The following is a 14,303-nucleotide window of genomic DNA, read 5'->3' as shown; positions in this document are numbered from 1 at the left end:
CAAGCCGACCCCGGGCCGCAATCCCGGAATGCTTGAGGAGTGTGACCTGTGAACGAGGATCTGTGGCCCACCGAGATCCGCCTGTCGGCCGATCGGCGGGTTCTCAACGTCGCCTTCGAGGACGGGTCGCGCTTCGCCCTGCCGGCGGAGTATCTGCGGATATCGAGCCCGTCGGCCGAGGTGCAGGGCCATTCGCCCCTGGAGCGCAAGGTGATCGGCGGCAAGCGCGCTGTGGCGATCCTGGCCGTAGAGCCGATCGGCAACTACGCCGTCAAGCTCGGCTTCGACGACATGCACGACACCGGGATCTACGGCTGGGAATACCTGCACACGCTGGGCCGCGAATACGAATCCCGCTGGCAGACCTACCTGTCCGAGCTGGCCGAACGCGGGCTCGACCGCGAGACCGCGCGTTCCGCCCCGGCCAAGCAGAGCGGCGGTTGCGGCTCGGGCTCGTGCGGCTGCCATTGAGCGCGAATGGTCAGAGGCTCGGAAGCTTCCGAGCCAGGACGACTTCTCTCGGCAATGATTCTGACGCACGATGACGGCATGACCGAGCTTCTCGACCGAGCCATCGCGCGCGTACGCACGCTGCCATCCGAAGCTCAGGACGAGTTGGCCAGCGTTCTCCTGCGCCTCGCCGGGGAGGAAGAGTCTGTCTACCGGCTCACCCCGGAGGAAGAGGCGTCTTTCGCGGACTCACGCGCCCAGGCAGCACGCCGTGATTTCGCGTCCGATGAGCAGATCCGGGCGATCTGGGCGAAGCACGGGCTTTGAGGGCCGACCTCACCACGGCTATCCAAACCGCCCCCTCATCCTGAGGTGCCGAAGCGTAGCGAAGGCCTCGAAGGAGCCCTCCAGGATTCGCCGAGGCTTCTGGAGGGCTCCTTCGAGGCCCGCTGACGCGGGCGCCTTAGGATGAGGGGGCGATTTGGATCTTCGTTGATCGACAGCACCAGCCCCGGAGCCATCATGGCCTTCACCTGCACGATCCCCGCTCTGCCCACGGTCCAGCAGGACGATGCCACGGTCCGGATCACCCGCTGGGACTTCCCGCCCGGGGCGGTGACCGGCTGGCACGAGCATGGCTGGCCGTATTTCGTGGTGATGCTGGTGGCCGGCGTGCTGCGCGTCCATGACGGGGCGGCGGTCAGCGAGACCGCGCTCGCGGCGGGGCAATCCTACATGCGCCCGGCCGGCATCCGGCACGACGTGATGAACGGGTCGGAGCACCCGATCGCGTTCATCGAGATCGAGGTGAAGCGCCCCGACGCGCTGGTCACGCTGCCCGACGCCTGAACGCAAAAGGGCCGACCTCGCGGCCGGCCCTCACCGAAACGGTCCGAAAGAAATCAGCGCTGGACGACGACCTTCGTGCCGACCTTGGCGCGGGTGTAGAGGTCGGTCACGTCGTCGTTGGTCATGCGGATGCAGCCCGAGGACACGGCGGTGCCGATGGTCTCCGGCTCGTTGGAGCCGTGGATCCGGTAGATCGAGCCGCCGAGATACATGGCGCGGGCGCCGAGCGGGTTCTCGATGCCGCCCTTCATGTAGCGCGGCAGGTCCGGCCGGCGGCGCAGCATGGTCGACGGCGGGCGCCAATCCGGCCATTCGCGCTTCATCGTGATGGTCTGCACGCCGCCCCAGGTGAAGCCCGGGCGGCCGACGCCGACGCCGTAGCGCAGGGCCTGGCCGCCGCCGAGCACGTAGTAGAGCCGCCGCTCGGCGGTGGAGACGACGATCGTGCCGGCGCCGTAGGGGCCGTTATAGGCGACCGTCTCGCGCGGGATCGCCGACATCTGCGGCACGGCCGCGTCGAGCGGGTCGGCGGGGTTGAGCGAGGCGTTGGCCACCGGCACCGCGACGGTCTCGACCGCCTGCGGGCGCACCCGCACGGTGAGCGCATCGTTCAGCGGCTGGCGGGTCAACGGATCGATCTCGTAGGCCAGTGCCGGCGCGGCGCAGGCGGCCGCGCCGATGAGCCCTACGAGGGCGGGAAGGAAACGACGCATCAAAGCCTCTCGGGGCAGGCGCGAAATGGGTTGGGAACGCGGCGAATTACCGGGGCACGATGCCGTGCCGATCCTCGCCAAGGGGTAAACGCTCGCGTCCCAAATCCAAGCCGGAAACCGCCACGCTTAGCCGGTTCCGCCCCTCCGTGACGGGATGGCAACACTGTGGCAGCTTAGCCATAACCGCGGGATTGCTCTGGGCGGTCGGGCGTGTCCCGACCTGCCCGGCCGCCGAGACCTCACGCCTCGTCGGCGGCGAGCCAGATGGCCGGTTCCAGCGGTGCCGTGCGGATGAGCGCGGGGACGGCGGGCAGGCCGCGGATCTGCGCCAGCTCGGCCAGTTCCGGAGCCTGCGCGGTGTCGTCGGCGGTGAGGAACAGGCCCCGGGCGCGGGCGGCGCGGCCAAGATCGGCCCGGCTGGTCCAGACGCTCTGGGCCGGGCTCGCCAGCAGCGCGAGGGCCAGCGGGGCCAGCCACAGGCCGAGCCAGGCATTGCCGGCCCAGACCAGGGCGAAGACGATCAGCGCCCCGACCACCACGGCGTCGGCCTGGAGCCGGAACGCCTCGGCCCAGGAGACCTGCCGGTCGTCGCGATCCTGGGTCTCCCAGCGCACCACCCGGCCCAGGAAGGTCGAGACCACGGCGCCGGCGGTGAACAGGGTGAGGACCGGCCACAGGAACACCCACACGACCTGCTCCAGGGCGGCGCTGGCCAGGAGCGATCGGGCGCCGCCGAAGGAAGCCCGGCGCTCCGGCGAGACCAGGACATGGCCGAGGCTCAGGACCTTGGGCAGGGCCAGCACGGCGAGGCTGAGGACGGCGAGGCCGTGTGCGGCCGCGCCGTGACCGGTCAAGCCGTAGGCGAGCAAGCCGAGATCGCCGGTCCGGGCCGCCTGCCAGGAGGCCAGGCCCAGGAAGGCGATCCAGAGCGGCAGCATGCCGTAGGCCAGGATGCCGACCGCGAGGTGCCAGCGGCTCGCGCCATGCAGCCCGGCCCAGGGCAGCACCCGCAGGTGCTGCAGGTTGCCCTGGCACCAGCGGCGCTCGCGTCCGAGCAGATCGATCAGGTTCGTGGGCATCTCCTCCCAGGTGCCGCCCATCTCGGGCAGCAGGCGCACCTCCCAGCCGGCGCGGACCATCAGGGCGCCCTCGACGATGTCGTGGCAGAGGATCTCGCCGCCCAGCGGCGCCCGGCCCGGCAGGACCGGAAGCTGCGCGTTCTCGGCGAAGGCCTCGATCCGCAGGATGGCGTTGTGGCCCCAGTAGCTGCCCTCCGGGCCCTGCCAGGTCTCCAGGCAGCGCAACGCCAGGGGCGCGTAGAGGCGCACGGCGAATTGCTGGATGCGGGCGAAGAGGGTGTCCCGGCCGGCCGCGTAGGAGACGGTCTGGATCAGGCCGGTGCGGGGGCTCTCGTCCATCAGGCGGACGAGCCGGGTCATGGCGGCGCCGGTCATCAGGCTGTCGGCATCCAGCACGATCATGTAGGCGTAATCCGCACCGTAGCTGCGGCAGAACTCGCCGATATTGCCGGCCTTGCGGCCCGTATTCTCGGTCCGGCGCCGGTAGCGGATCCGCGGCAGGGCCGGGTCGGCCTCAGCCCAGGCCTGGATGCGGGCGAATTCGTGCTCCTCCACCGCCGCGATCGCCCCGTCCCGCGTGTCGGACAGGACGAAGATATCGATGCTCTGCGCCTGCGCATCGGCCAGCGAGCGGGCCATCACCCGCAGCCGGGCGAAGACCGCCACCGCGTCCTCGGCATGGATCGCCACCACGGCGGCGGTGCGCCCGGCCCCGGCGGCGGGTCGCAGGGCGGATTCGGACCGGCGCTCCAGCACCGACTTCGCCCGGTCGCCCAGGAGGGCGGCCACGAGCCCGTAGACGTATTGGCAGGCGACGAAAGCCTGCCAGCCCATCACCAGGGCGAACAGGATCAGGATGGTCCAGGCCAGGGGGCTGGCGCCGGCCGGGTAGGCACGATCGGCCAGCCATGCGAGACCGCCGGCGGCGGCGAGGCTCGGGATTGCCAGGGCGAGACGCCGGGCCAGCAGGGCCCGGCTGCCGCCGGCCCAGGCCTCGGGTTCGAGCGGCGTGGCCGGACTCGTCACGATCTCGGGATCGGGAGCGCCCGGATGGGCGTTCCGGTGCGGCCGCTCGGCGGAGGAGGTGACCCGTGAGGACATGGCGCGAGGAACTCGACCGTGGAAGGCTGCCGGCTGCCTCGCCGCGGGCGGGCGGGAACCGATGAGCGTGGACACCGATATGCGGGACGAGGACACGCAGCCGACCCGGCCGCACAGGCAGCCGGAGGCCGAACGGATCGATCCCCCCTCCCGGCGCCGCGTTCTCAGAACCGTCCTGACCGCGGCTGCCGGCAGTATTGTACCTAGCGCTATAGATCTGAATGGCGCCCGAACATGGGCCGGGGCGGCGCTTCAGCCGCAGGGCCCGGCGCCCGGGGCCGCGCAGGACGGTGCGATGACCTTCGAGACCCTGTCGGCCGAGGCCGAGCGCCGCGCGGCTGCGCCCTACGCGGCCCCGCCCACCGACCTGCCCCCGGCGCTCGCGGGCCTCGACTACGACGGCTATCGCCACATCGTCTTCCGGCCCGCCGAGAGCCTCCATCTCGGCCGCCATTTCAGCGCGCAGCTGTTCCACCGCGGCTTCCTGCAGCGCAAGCGCGTGGCGCTCTACCTGCAGCCGCGCGGCGGCCCGGCCCGGCCGATCCCCTACGAGAGCCGGCTGTTCGATTTCGGCGGGCGGCTCGCCGGCCAGAGTTTTCCGGCCGATCTCGGCTTCGCGGGCTTCCGCCTGCACTACGCCTTCCCGGAGACGCCGGCCTGGCGGCCCAAGGGCTTCCAGGAGGAGTTTCTGGTGTTTCTCGGCGCCTCCTATTTCCGGTTGCGCGCCGCGGGCCAGGAATACGGGCTCTCGGCCCGGGGCCTCGCCATCGGCACGGGCGCACCGGAGGGGGAGGAGTTTCCCGATTTCACCGCCCATTGGCTGTGCGAGCCCGAGCCGGAGGCGCGCAGCCTCACGGTGCTGTCGCTCCTCGACAGCCCGAGCGTCTCCGGCGCCTACCGGTTCGTGATCACCCCCGGCGACCCGGCCCGGATCGCCGTCACGGCGGCGCTCTATCCCCGCAAGCCGATCCCGCGGCTGGGGCTCGCGCCGCTCACCAGCATGTTCCTGTACGGCCAGAACGGGCCCGGCGCCCGGGACGCCAAGCCGTTCGACGATTTCCGCCCGCAGGTGCACGATTCCGACGGGCTCTGCGTCGCCACCGCGGCCGACCGGCTGTGGCGGCCCCTCATCAACGGCCGCAAGCAGCCGCAGATCTCGGCCTTCGCGGCGAAGCCCCTCGGGGGGTTCGGGCTGCTGCAGCGGGAGCGGAGCTTTGCCGCGTATCTCGACGTCGAGGCGCGCCAGGAGGCCCGGCCGGGCCTGTGGGTCGCGCCGGAGCCGGGCGGCGCCTTCGCGGAGGGCGCTGTGCAGCTCTACGAGATTCCCTCGGCGGAAGAGTACATGGACAACATCGTGGCGGCCTACGTGCCGGCCGCGCCGGTGCAGCCCGGCGCCGCCCTGCGCCTCGGCTACACGCTGACCACCGTGGGGGCGGAACCGGCGGAGGCGATCCCGCAACCGGCATTGGCCCGGGTCACCGAAACCCGGTTCGGCTCGGCCGAGCGCCTGCGCCCGACCGACCCGCCGAACCCGGCCCGGCGGCTCTGCGTGATCGATTTCGAGGGGCCGTCCCTGCCCAAGGGCGCGGACGAGGCCGTGGCCGCCGAGGTCTCGGCCAGCGCCGGCACGCTCCACGAGCCGGTGGCCAACTTCGTGCCGCAGACCGGCGGCTGGCGCATCTACGTGGAGTGGCGCCCGCCGCAGCCGATGCCGGCGGGGGATATCGTCCTGCGGGCGCGGCTGGTGCGCGGGACGACCCCGTTGAGCGAGACCTGGGACGCGGTGGTGTGACCTACAGCGTTCGCGTATCGGTCCGTTCCGATCGCGACGCGCCCCCTCTCCCGTGCGGGAGAGGGTTGGGGTGAGGATCAAGACCTATCCGGAGAGGTTACACCCCTCACCCTGTCCCTCTCCCTCCAGGAGAGGGGACCCGCGCCAATCTCGCGAACGATCCGCCGGCGCGGGGCCTAACACCCCTCAGGCGCTGCGCCGCTCGCGCTCCAGGCGCTTGGCCAGGCGGGTGGCGCCGTAGACCTCGCTCAGGCGGCGGCGGGCGGCGTAGACCGGCGGCGCCTGCCGCTCGACATGGGCGGCCGCGATGACGCGCAACGCGGAGTCGACCGAGCGCTCCAGGCGGCGTTCGGCCGAGACGGCGAAATCCTGCTTCGAGTCCAGCATGCGATGATCCCTCGTGCGAGGCCGGGCCCGCCCTCTCGCGGGGCGGTGACCGGCGGCATGGGGCAGCTTCGGCATCCGGCTTGACCGCATCAAGGCAGCTTGGCCGTAAGCCGGGGCGCGGTGTTACCGCAGCTCCTCGTGCCAGGTCCGGCCGTCGCGCTCGATCAGCGCGATGGCGGCGGTCGGCCCCCAGCTCCCGGCCGGATAGGGCCGCGGCGCCTCCGGGCGGTCGGCCCAGGCCTTGAGCACGCCGTCGGCCCAGGCCCAGGCGGCCTCGACCTCGTCGCGGCGCATGAACAGGGTGGCGTTGCCCCGGACCACGTCCATCAGCAGGCGCTCGTAGGCATCCGGGTAGCGCTGCTTGAAGGTCTCCTCGAAGGAGATGTCGAGGTCGGTCGGGCGCAGCCGCAGGCCGCCGGGGCCCGGATCCTTGGTCATCACCTCGAGCTTCATGCCCTCCTGTGGCTGCAGGCGGATGACGAGGCGGTTGGGCTCGCGGCCGAACGCCTCCTCGGGGAAGATCGAGAAGGGCGAGGCCCGGAACTGGACCACGATCTCGGACAGCTTCTGGGGCAGGCGCTTGCCGGTGCGCAGGTAGAACGGCACCCCGGCCCAGCGCCCGGACTGCACCTCGAGCTTCATCGCCACGAAGGTCTCGGTCCGGCTCTCGTGGCCGAGCTCGGTCAGGTAGCCCTCCACCGGCTTGCCGTCGACGGCGCCCGCCACGTACTGGCCGCGCACGGTCACGGTCTGGATGTCGTGGGCGGTGATCGGCTTGAGGGCGCGCAGCACCTTCAGCTTCTCGTCGCGCACGGAGTTCGCTTCGAGGTTGAGCGGGCTCTCCATGGCGGTCAGGCACAGGAGCTGCAGCATGTGATTCTGCAGCATGTCGCGCATGGCGCCCGACGTGTCGTAATAGCCGGCCCGGCCCTCGACCCCCACCGTCTCGGCCACGGTGATCTGGACGTGGTCGATCACGTCCGAGGTCCAGAGCCGCTCGAAGATGGTGTTGGCAAACCGCAGGGACAGCAGGTTCTGCACCGTCTCCTTGCCGAGATAGTGGTCGATCCGGAAGATCTGCGATTCGGGGAAGACCTCGCCGACCGCGTCGTTGATCGCCTGGGCGGATTTTAGATCCTTGCCGATCGGCTTCTCGAGCACGACCCGGGATTTCGGCCCGATCAGGCCGTGGTCGGCGAGGTTGCGGCAGATCGAGCCGTAGAGGTCCGGCGAGGTCGCCAGGTAGTAGGGCCGCACCTGGTCGGGCCGCTCGCCGAGCTTGGCCGCGAGGTCGGCCCAGCCGCTCTCGCCGGCGCCGTCCACCGCCACGTAATCCACGTGGTCGAGGAATTTGTGGAGCACGTCCTCCGTCAGGTCGGAGGCGGGCACGAAGCGCTTGAGCGCGTCCCGGGCGTGCTCCCGGAACGCGTCGGCCGACAGGTCCGAGCGCGAGGCGCCGATGATTCGGCTGGTCTCCGGGATCTGCCCGTCCCGGAACCGGTAGAACAGGGCCGGCAGCAGCTTGCGCGCCGTGAGATCGCCGGTGGCGCCGAACACGACGCAGTCGAACGAGGCAACGGGGATGATCGTGGCCAAAAGAGCGGCTCCCTGGTGTCGTGCGCGGTTGCAGCGCGGCGCGCCGCACTGACCTAACCTGGGTGCAAACGCTTCGCCAGACGAGGGGCGGCCGTCAGCAAGGCCCGCGGCGCATGCCTTTGTGGAACGGTCGCGGCTCGATGCACCGGCCGTGAACCGCGCCCCGTCATTGCGAGCGCAGCGAAGCAACCCAGGGAACCGCTGCGCATAAGAGCGTCACGCAAGGCCGGGATACAAATCGCACCAATCCGGGTTCATCGCCTCGATCAGGGCGAGCTTCTTCTTCCGGGAGCCGCCCTTGATCTGCTTCTCGCGGGCGATGGCCTCGTTCATCGTCGGGTAGCCCTCGTACCAGACCAGGAGCTTGCATCCGTAGCGGCGCGTGAAGCCGGGATGGAGGGATTCGCGGTGCTCGTAGACGCGCCGGGACAGGTCCGCGGTGACGCCGGTATAGAGCGTCCCGTTGCGGCGGCTGGCCATGATGTAGACGGCCGGCGCGCGCATGGTGGCAGTCCCGTCCAGCAGAACGATCGGCCGCGCGGTTCCCTGGGTTGCTTCGCTCCGCTCGCAATGACGGGGTGGGCGTCATAGCGCGTCGCGCGAGGCGTTTCAGGCTTGCGCTGCTGCGCGAGCTTGCCGCCGCTGGATTGCGCCACGCTGGTGGGTTGGGTTCGGCCCGGGGGCGTTCAGGAATTTCTTGGTGGCGTGAGAGCATCCACCGTCATTGCGAGCGCAGCGAAGCAACCCAGGGCTCCGCGCGGCACATCGCTCCGCTCGACGGAACGGATGCGGAGAGGCGCAGGTGAGATGCGAGGTGGAGCGCTCCCGCCGACAGTGACGCTGCCCCAAAGCGGGATTTCAGTACGATCCGTCTTCCATCCTCGCTCGAAACATCTTCGCTCGCGAAGCCCTGGGTTGCCTTGCTCCGCCCGCAAGGACGGTTGCGATCACCCCGCCATGAACCGCTTGAACGCCTCGGAAAAGTCCGGATGCCAGCGCGACAGGGCGGGCCGGTTCTCGATGATGTCGCCGGCGGCCCAGGCGATGCGTTTCTCGTCCTGCGCCCGGGTGGTCTCGTTGTCGGGGCAGAGGATGTAGAAATCGCCCGCCTCCAGCCGCTCCAGCATGAAGGTGACGGTCTCCTCCGGCGTCCAGGCGCCAGCCGGCTTCTCGGCGACGCCCCTTGCCTTGGTCAGGCCGGTATAGACGAAGCCCGGGATCAGCAGGTGCGCGGTGGTCCGGCAGCCCTCGCGGGTGCGCAGCTCGTGGGCCAGCGCCTCGGTGGCCGCCTTCACGGCCGCCTTCGAGACGTTGTAGGGCGCGTTGCCGGGCGGCGTGGTGATGCCCTGCTTCGAGCCGGTGACGATCACCGCCCCGGGCTTGCCCCCCGCGATCATCCCGGGCGCGAAGGCGTGGATGCCGTTGACCACGCCCCCGAGATTGGTGGCGAGGATCCGGGTCCAGGTCTCGGCATCGGAGAAGAGTTTTCCGCCGGCCTCGATCCCGGCATTCAACATCACCACCGCCGGAGGGCCGGCCTTGGCGACATGGGCCGCGAGCGCCTCCACGGCCTCCCGGTCCGAGACGTCGGTGGGTAAAGCCCGGACCTCGACGGCGGCGAGCTCGGCGACCGCGCCGTGGGCCTCCTCGAGGGCCTGGCCGGGCAGGTCGGCGAGCCAGACATTCATGCCGGCCCGCGCGAAGGCTTTCGCCGCCGCGAGCCCGATGCCGCTCGCCGCCCCGGTGACGACCGCGCTGCGGCCTGGGCTGATGGCGGGATGCTGGCTCATGGGTCGGTCCTCGGCTGGATGGCGTCCCGAAGATGGGGCGGGTCGGGGCCGAAGGCGAGTTGGAACCGGCGTGATCGGTCCGCTGCCAGCGCCAATGGCAACTGGGGCGATCGCATAAGGAAATGGTATTCCTCCGGGCGTTGATAACGCCCGCGGCGAACGCTCCCTCGAAGCCCTCGAACCGAGAACCCGGCATGACCCCATCCCCCGGCCTGCCGAGCCGCCGGGCTCTCCTCGCCGGGGCGGCCTGCGCCGGCCTCGCCACGGCTGCGGGGGCTGCGCCCTCCGGCTTCGGGCCGCTCGGCAAGCCGTCCTGGTCGGCCGACAGCCTTCAGGCCACTGCGGCCGCCAAGGGGCTGCTCTACGGCTGCGAGGTGCCGTTCCATCGGTTCGACGCGACGCCGGCCTACCGGCAGGCCGTGGCCCGGGAATGCGGGATCCTGGTCTGCGGCACCGAGATGAAGATGGAGGAGGTGCTGCCCGCCCCGGGCCGCACCGATTTCGCCCGCGGCGACGCGATCCTGCGCTTCGCGCGGGCCAACGGCCAGCGGATGCGCGGGCACACGCTGGTCTGGCACGCCGCCCTGCCGCCCTGGGTCGTGCCGCTGCTCGGCCGGGCGAGCCCGGTCCAGGCCGAGGATTTCATGCGGCGCTGGATCGAGACCGTGGCCGGCCATTACCGCGGGCAGATCGTCGCCTGGGACGTGGTCAACGAGATTTTGGGCAACGAGGCCGATCCCGACCGGGGCGGGGGCCTGCGCGATTCGCCCTGGCTCGCCGCGATGGGGCCCGGCTACGTCGACCGCGCCTTCCGGATCCTGCACGAGACCGACCCGGCGGCCGCCGGCACCTGGAACGAGGACGCGGTCGAGCAGGGCGCGCCCTGGATGGAGGCCAAGCGCACCAAGGTGCTGCGCCAGCTCGAGGCGATGCGGTCGCGCGGCGTCCCGATCCGGCGGTTCGGGCTGCAATCGCACCTGACCAGCACGGTGCCGATCGACCAGGGCCAGCTCCGGCGCTTCCTGCACGAGATCGGCCAGATGGGTCTGGGGATCGCGGTCACCGAGCTCGACATCGACGACCGGGCCTTCCCGTCCGACGTGCCGACCCGGGATCGGATGGTGGCCGATTTCGCCCGCCGCTACCTCGACGTGGTCCTGGCCGAGCCCGCCCTGCTCGACGTGCTCACCTGGGACATCTACGACCCCGACACCTGGCTGAACGATCACGTCTACCGCAAGCGGCCGGACGGGCTGCCCCAGCGGGCGCTGCCGCTCGACGCGCAGTTCCGGCGCAAGCCGCTCTGGCACGCGATGCAGGCCTGTTTCCGTGCGGCGCCGGACCATGCGGCCGCGCGCGAAAGACTCAGGCGGGGGTGATGCCGGTTCGGTTTTGCCGGTCTTCAGAGGTTAGTGGACCACCCGGAGGCGCCGGACGAGGCGCGGGTCCCCTCTCCCGTGCGGGAGACGGACAGGGTGAGGGACGTGCCCTTTCCGGAAGATCCTGATCCCTCACCCCAACCCTCTCCCGCTCGGGAGAGGGGGCCGTGTCGCGCTCCGCATGGGATCGTGTGAGCGCCCCACGGTCCCGAGAACGGGCTCCGGCGGGCGGTCCGCCAGCAGCCGGCGGCGCAGGCGGGCGCAGGGGCGCTCGACCAGCCCGTACATCCCCCAGCACCAGAGCAGGGTCAGCGGGAAGGCCGCCAGCATCAGCGTCAGCCCGTGCAGGCCCGGCGCCAGGTGCAGCACCAAAGCCACCACAGCCATGTGGGCGAGGTAGAAGCTGTAGGACCAGAGGCCGAGCTGGCGCATCGGCCGGGCGGAGAGCCACCGCACCGCCCAGCCCTCCCCGTGCAGCAGATAGGCGAAGGGCACGAACAGGGCCGCGCTCTGGAGCGTGTAGCGCAGGGTCTCGCGGAAGGCGGGATCGCGCACGGCCAGGGTCAGCAGGATCACCGCGAGGCTCGCGGCGACAGGCCAGAGCGTCGGGCGCCAGGCCCGGTCGGCCGGGATCACCGGGTTGTTCCACAGGCCGAGGCAGCAGCCGAACAGGATCGCGTCGATGCGGGTGTGGGTCCAGGAATAGTTCAGGCTGTAATCGGGGAGCCGCCAGACGTTGACGCAGCGGATCGCCAGCACCGCCGCGCAGATCCCCAGGCAGGCCAGCGCCGCCCAGCGCGGCTGCAAGCGCCCCAGCCACAGGAGGTAGGCCACGGGGAAGACCAGGTAGAAATGCTCCTCGATGGCGAGGCTCCACAGCGGCACCGGCAGCACCGCCTCGGTGCCGAACAGGCCGGGATAGTTGGTCAGGAACAGGACCTGGCCGAGCACGGCCGCCGGCTCGACCCGCATCCAGTCGAGCAGCCTCGCCGCGTAGAGCGCCCCGGTGGCCGCGAGCGTCAGGTAGAGCGGCGGCAGGATCCGGAGGCTGCGCCGCAGGTAGAAGGCGGCGAGCGAGACCGTGCCGGTGCGCCCCCGCTCGATCCGCAGCAGCGTCGTGATCAGGTAGCCGCTGAGGAAGAAGAACACCGTGACGCCGAAGCCCCCCGGCACCAGGTGGCTGTAGCCGCAATGGGCTGCGAACACGATCAGGATGGCGAGCGCCCGCACCCCGTCGAGTTGGGGCAGGTACGGCATCGCACTCGGGACGTCCCCGGTGCGCTGGGATCCGGAATCCGGCATGGCGGCGGCTGATCGTCCTTCACGGCACGGCCCCGCAGGGTGCGCCCTTTCCGCGCCAACCGATATCGGCGGACGGCTCCGGGCGCAGCGCCCCTCGCCGGATGGTGAATACCGGTCCCGGCCAGCGCGATCCATCGGAGGAGATTGGTAACCGTACCGCCCCATCATCCCGCCCGACCGCGCCGCCCCGGGCGCCGTCGGGAGTGTTGTGTATGGTCCCGGCCCGTTTCCGCCTGTCCGCCCGCCTCGGCGCGGGTCTCTCGGTGCTGGCGCTACTCGGCGGCCCCATCGGCGCGCTGGCGCAGGGGACCCCGGCCGGACCCGCGGCTGCGCCGGCCCCGCCGCTCGCCGTCCCGGTGGCGGTGCCGCCGGCCCCCGATCCGTCGAAGAATGCCGAGCCCAAGCCCCAGGATTCGGCGAAGAATCCCGAGCCCCGTCCGATTGAGGCGAAGAGTTCCGAGGCCAAGCCGCCGGAAACGCCGAAAAAATCGCGGGAGCCGGCGCCGCTGGTCTACGCCAAGGTCTCCACCGACCCGACCCCGACGCTCACCGCCCGCACCTTCCTGGACACGCTCAAGGTCGCCGACCGCTACGCCGCCTTCGCGGAGGCCGGCGGCTGGGAGCGGCTGCCCGACGACCTCATCCGCCTGAAGCCCGGGGAGCGCAGCCCGGCGATCCCGTCGCTGCGCCACCACCTGACGCTGACCGGCGACCTGCCGGTGGACGCGCCGCCCAGCGACCGGCTCGACCCGCCGCTCATCGCCGCGATCGCGGCGTTCCAGGCGCGCCACGGCCTGCCCGACAGCGGCATCCTGGGCCGGCTCACGATCAACGCCCTGAACGTGCCGGCCGCCACCCGCCAGCGCCAGCTCGCGGCTTCCGCTTCCCGGCTGATGGGGTCGAAATTCCCGTTCGGCGAGCGCTACGTCGTGGTCAACATCCCCTCGGCGAATGTCGAGGCGGTGGAGAACGGCGCGGTGGCGCGCCGCTACGTCGCCGTGGTCGGCTCCCCCGACAAGGCGACACCCACGGTGGAGACCCGGATCACCGACATCAACTTCAACCCGACCTGGACCGTGCCGGCCTCGGTGGTGAAGAACGAGATCATTCCGCAGATGCGCAAGAACCCGGGCTATCTGGCCCGGAACCACATCCGCATCCTCGGCCCCAGCGGCGAGGTCGATCCGACCAAGATCGACTGGGCGGGCAACAAGGCCGCGGCCTACACGCTGCGCCAGGATTCCGGCTTCGACAATTCGCTCGGCCAGGTGCGGATCGACATGCCGAACCGCTTTGCCGTCTACATGCACGACACCCCGGCCAAATCGCTGTTCGCCGCCGCCGTGCGCTTCCACAGCCACGGCTGCGTCCGGGTCGGCCAGGTCAAGGAGCTGGTCGGCTGGCTGCTGCAGGGCACCGACGGCCCGAACGGGCCCGGCACGAGCTGGGGCCCGATCGAGATCGAGACCGGCATCGCCGACGGCGAGCGCCGCGACATCAAGCTGGTCAAGCCGGTGCCGGTGACCTTCGTGTACCTCACCGGCTACGCTACCCCGGACGGGAAGGCGCATTTCCGCGACGACATCTACAACCTCGACACGCCGCCCCCGGCACCGGAGCCCGCCGCCACCGGGGCGATCCCCCCGGCCGGCGCCGCGCAGCCCGCGGCGATGCCCAAGCCCGCGGCGGTCAAGCCGGCTGTGCCCAAGCCGGCCGCGGCGAAGCCCGCTCCTGCCAAGCCGGCGGCCAGCAAGGTGACGGCGGTGAAGCCGGCACTGGAGGGCCTGAACCCGGACGCGTCCCAGCCGCCGCGCTGAAAGGCGGCTCATTCACCGGGCAACTTAGGAAGGCCGTCGCGGTGATAC

The 14,303-nt window shown here is 71.2% G+C and carries 13 protein-coding genes; 6 read left to right on the top strand and 7 right to left on the bottom strand.

What is annotated here, in order from left to right; genetic code table 11:
* Positions 1–48: 48 nt before the first annotated feature.
* The 3 genes from LGR69_RS24815 to LGR69_RS24805 all read left to right on the top strand — a co-directional run bounded on the left by LGR69_RS24815 (position 49) and on the right by LGR69_RS24805 (position 1,299).
* Positions 49–471 (top strand): gamma-butyrobetaine hydroxylase family protein, encoded by a 423-nt coding sequence (locus LGR69_RS24815; RefSeq protein WP_230367671.1) that lies wholly within the window; start codon positions 49–51, stop codon positions 469–471.
* A gap of 78 nt (positions 472–549) precedes the next feature.
* A complete protein-coding gene (locus LGR69_RS24810) occupies positions 550–777 on the top strand; it encodes a hypothetical protein (RefSeq protein WP_230367670.1) in 228 nt (75 codons plus the stop codon).
* Between the two features lie 195 nt (positions 778–972).
* Complete coding sequence (locus LGR69_RS24805; RefSeq protein ID WP_230367712.1) at positions 973–1,299, top strand: cupin domain-containing protein; 327 nt, start codon at positions 973–975, stop codon at positions 1,297–1,299.
* A 53-nt stretch (positions 1,300–1,352) separates the two neighbouring features.
* Here the strand turns inward: LGR69_RS24805 and LGR69_RS24800 are convergent, their stop codons facing one another.
* Together LGR69_RS24800 and mdoH are read right to left on the bottom strand one after the other, a co-directional pair.
* Positions 1,353–2,012 (bottom strand): L,D-transpeptidase, encoded by a 660-nt coding sequence (locus LGR69_RS24800; protein WP_007560308.1) that lies wholly within the window; start codon positions 2,010–2,012, stop codon positions 1,353–1,355.
* Between the two features lie 239 nt (positions 2,013–2,251).
* Positions 2,252–4,192, bottom strand: a complete 1,941-nt coding sequence (mdoH, locus tag LGR69_RS24795) for a glucans biosynthesis glucosyltransferase MdoH (protein WP_230367669.1) — start codon at positions 4,190–4,192, stop codon at positions 2,252–2,254.
* 295 nt (positions 4,193–4,487) lie between these two features.
* Here mdoH and LGR69_RS24790 point away from each other — a divergent pair, with 295 nt between their 5' ends.
* Positions 4,488–5,984, top strand: a complete 1,497-nt coding sequence (locus LGR69_RS24790) for an OpgD/OpgG family glucan biosynthesis protein (RefSeq protein WP_230367668.1) — start codon at positions 4,488–4,490, stop codon at positions 5,982–5,984.
* Between the two features lie 186 nt (positions 5,985–6,170).
* Here LGR69_RS24790 and LGR69_RS24785 read toward each other — a convergent pair whose 3' ends face one another.
* The 4 genes from LGR69_RS24785 to LGR69_RS24770 form a co-directional block, all read right to left on the bottom strand.
* On the bottom strand, positions 6,171–6,371 hold the full coding sequence (locus LGR69_RS24785) for a hypothetical protein (protein ID WP_007560314.1): 201 nt from the start codon (positions 6,369–6,371) through the stop codon (positions 6,171–6,173).
* 123 nt (positions 6,372–6,494) lie between these two features.
* Positions 6,495–7,967 (bottom strand): glucose-6-phosphate dehydrogenase, encoded by a 1,473-nt coding sequence (zwf, locus tag LGR69_RS24780; RefSeq protein ID WP_091864001.1) that lies wholly within the window; start codon positions 7,965–7,967, stop codon positions 6,495–6,497.
* Between the two features lie 216 nt (positions 7,968–8,183).
* A complete protein-coding gene (locus tag LGR69_RS24775; RefSeq protein ID WP_091864002.1) occupies positions 8,184–8,471 on the bottom strand; it encodes a GIY-YIG nuclease family protein in 288 nt (95 codons plus the stop codon).
* Positions 8,472–8,914: 443 nt separating this feature from the next.
* Positions 8,915–9,757, bottom strand: a complete 843-nt coding sequence (locus tag LGR69_RS24770; RefSeq protein ID WP_122162007.1) for an SDR family NAD(P)-dependent oxidoreductase — start codon at positions 9,755–9,757, stop codon at positions 8,915–8,917.
* Between the two features lie 194 nt (positions 9,758–9,951).
* Here LGR69_RS24770 and LGR69_RS24765 point away from each other — a divergent pair, with 194 nt between their 5' ends.
* Positions 9,952–11,136, top strand: coding sequence for an endo-1,4-beta-xylanase (locus tag LGR69_RS24765; RefSeq protein ID WP_230367667.1), 1,185 nt, complete (start codon positions 9,952–9,954; stop codon positions 11,134–11,136).
* Positions 11,137–11,268: 132 nt separating this feature from the next.
* Here the strand turns inward: LGR69_RS24765 and LGR69_RS24760 are convergent, their stop codons facing one another.
* A complete protein-coding gene (locus LGR69_RS24760; RefSeq protein WP_230367666.1) occupies positions 11,269–12,438 on the bottom strand; it encodes an acyltransferase family protein in 1,170 nt (389 codons plus the stop codon).
* A gap of 212 nt (positions 12,439–12,650) precedes the next feature.
* Here LGR69_RS24760 and LGR69_RS24755 point away from each other — a divergent pair, with 212 nt between their 5' ends.
* Positions 12,651–14,255: a L,D-transpeptidase family protein gene (locus LGR69_RS24755; RefSeq protein ID WP_230367665.1), complete on the top strand. Its 1,605-nt coding sequence runs from the start codon at positions 12,651–12,653 to the stop codon at positions 14,253–14,255.
* The last annotated feature ends 48 nt before the right edge of the window (positions 14,256–14,303 follow it).

Source organism: Methylobacterium brachiatum, assembly GCF_020523825.1.
GTDB lineage: Bacteria > Pseudomonadota > Alphaproteobacteria > Rhizobiales > Beijerinckiaceae > Methylobacterium > Methylobacterium brachiatum.
Note: the sequence above shows the minus strand (reverse complement) of the source record. Positions and strands in the feature narration are given on the sequence as shown.

Bases quoted from the DNA above. Each gene is read 5' to 3' on its own strand.
- LGR69_RS24810 (WP_230367670.1), top strand. From the start codon at position 550: ATGACCGAGCTTCTCGACCGAGCCATCGCGCGCGTACGCACGCTGCCA.
- LGR69_RS24805 (WP_230367712.1), top strand. From the start codon at position 973: ATGGCCTTCACCTGCACGATCCCCGCTCTGCCCACGGTCCAGCAGGAC.
- LGR69_RS24800 (WP_007560308.1), bottom strand. From the start codon at position 2,012: ATGCGTCGTTTCCTTCCCGCCCTCGTAGGGCTCATCGGCGCGGCCGCC.
- mdoH (WP_230367669.1), bottom strand. From the start codon at position 4,192: ATGTCCTCACGGGTCACCTCCTCCGCCGAGCGGCCGCACCGGAACGCC.
- LGR69_RS24790 (WP_230367668.1), top strand. From the start codon at position 4,488: ATGACCTTCGAGACCCTGTCGGCCGAGGCCGAGCGCCGCGCGGCTGCG.
- LGR69_RS24785 (WP_007560314.1), bottom strand. From the start codon at position 6,371: ATGCTGGACTCGAAGCAGGATTTCGCCGTCTCGGCCGAACGCCGCCTG.
- LGR69_RS24775 (WP_091864002.1), bottom strand. From the start codon at position 8,471: ATGCGCGCGCCGGCCGTCTACATCATGGCCAGCCGCCGCAACGGGACG.
- LGR69_RS24770 (WP_122162007.1), bottom strand. From the start codon at position 9,757: ATGAGCCAGCATCCCGCCATCAGCCCAGGCCGCAGCGCGGTCGTCACC.
- LGR69_RS24765 (WP_230367667.1), top strand. From the start codon at position 9,952: ATGACCCCATCCCCCGGCCTGCCGAGCCGCCGGGCTCTCCTCGCCGGG.
- LGR69_RS24760 (WP_230367666.1), bottom strand. From the start codon at position 12,438: ATGCCGGATTCCGGATCCCAGCGCACCGGGGACGTCCCGAGTGCGATG.
- LGR69_RS24755 (WP_230367665.1), top strand. From the start codon at position 12,651: ATGGTCCCGGCCCGTTTCCGCCTGTCCGCCCGCCTCGGCGCGGGTCTC.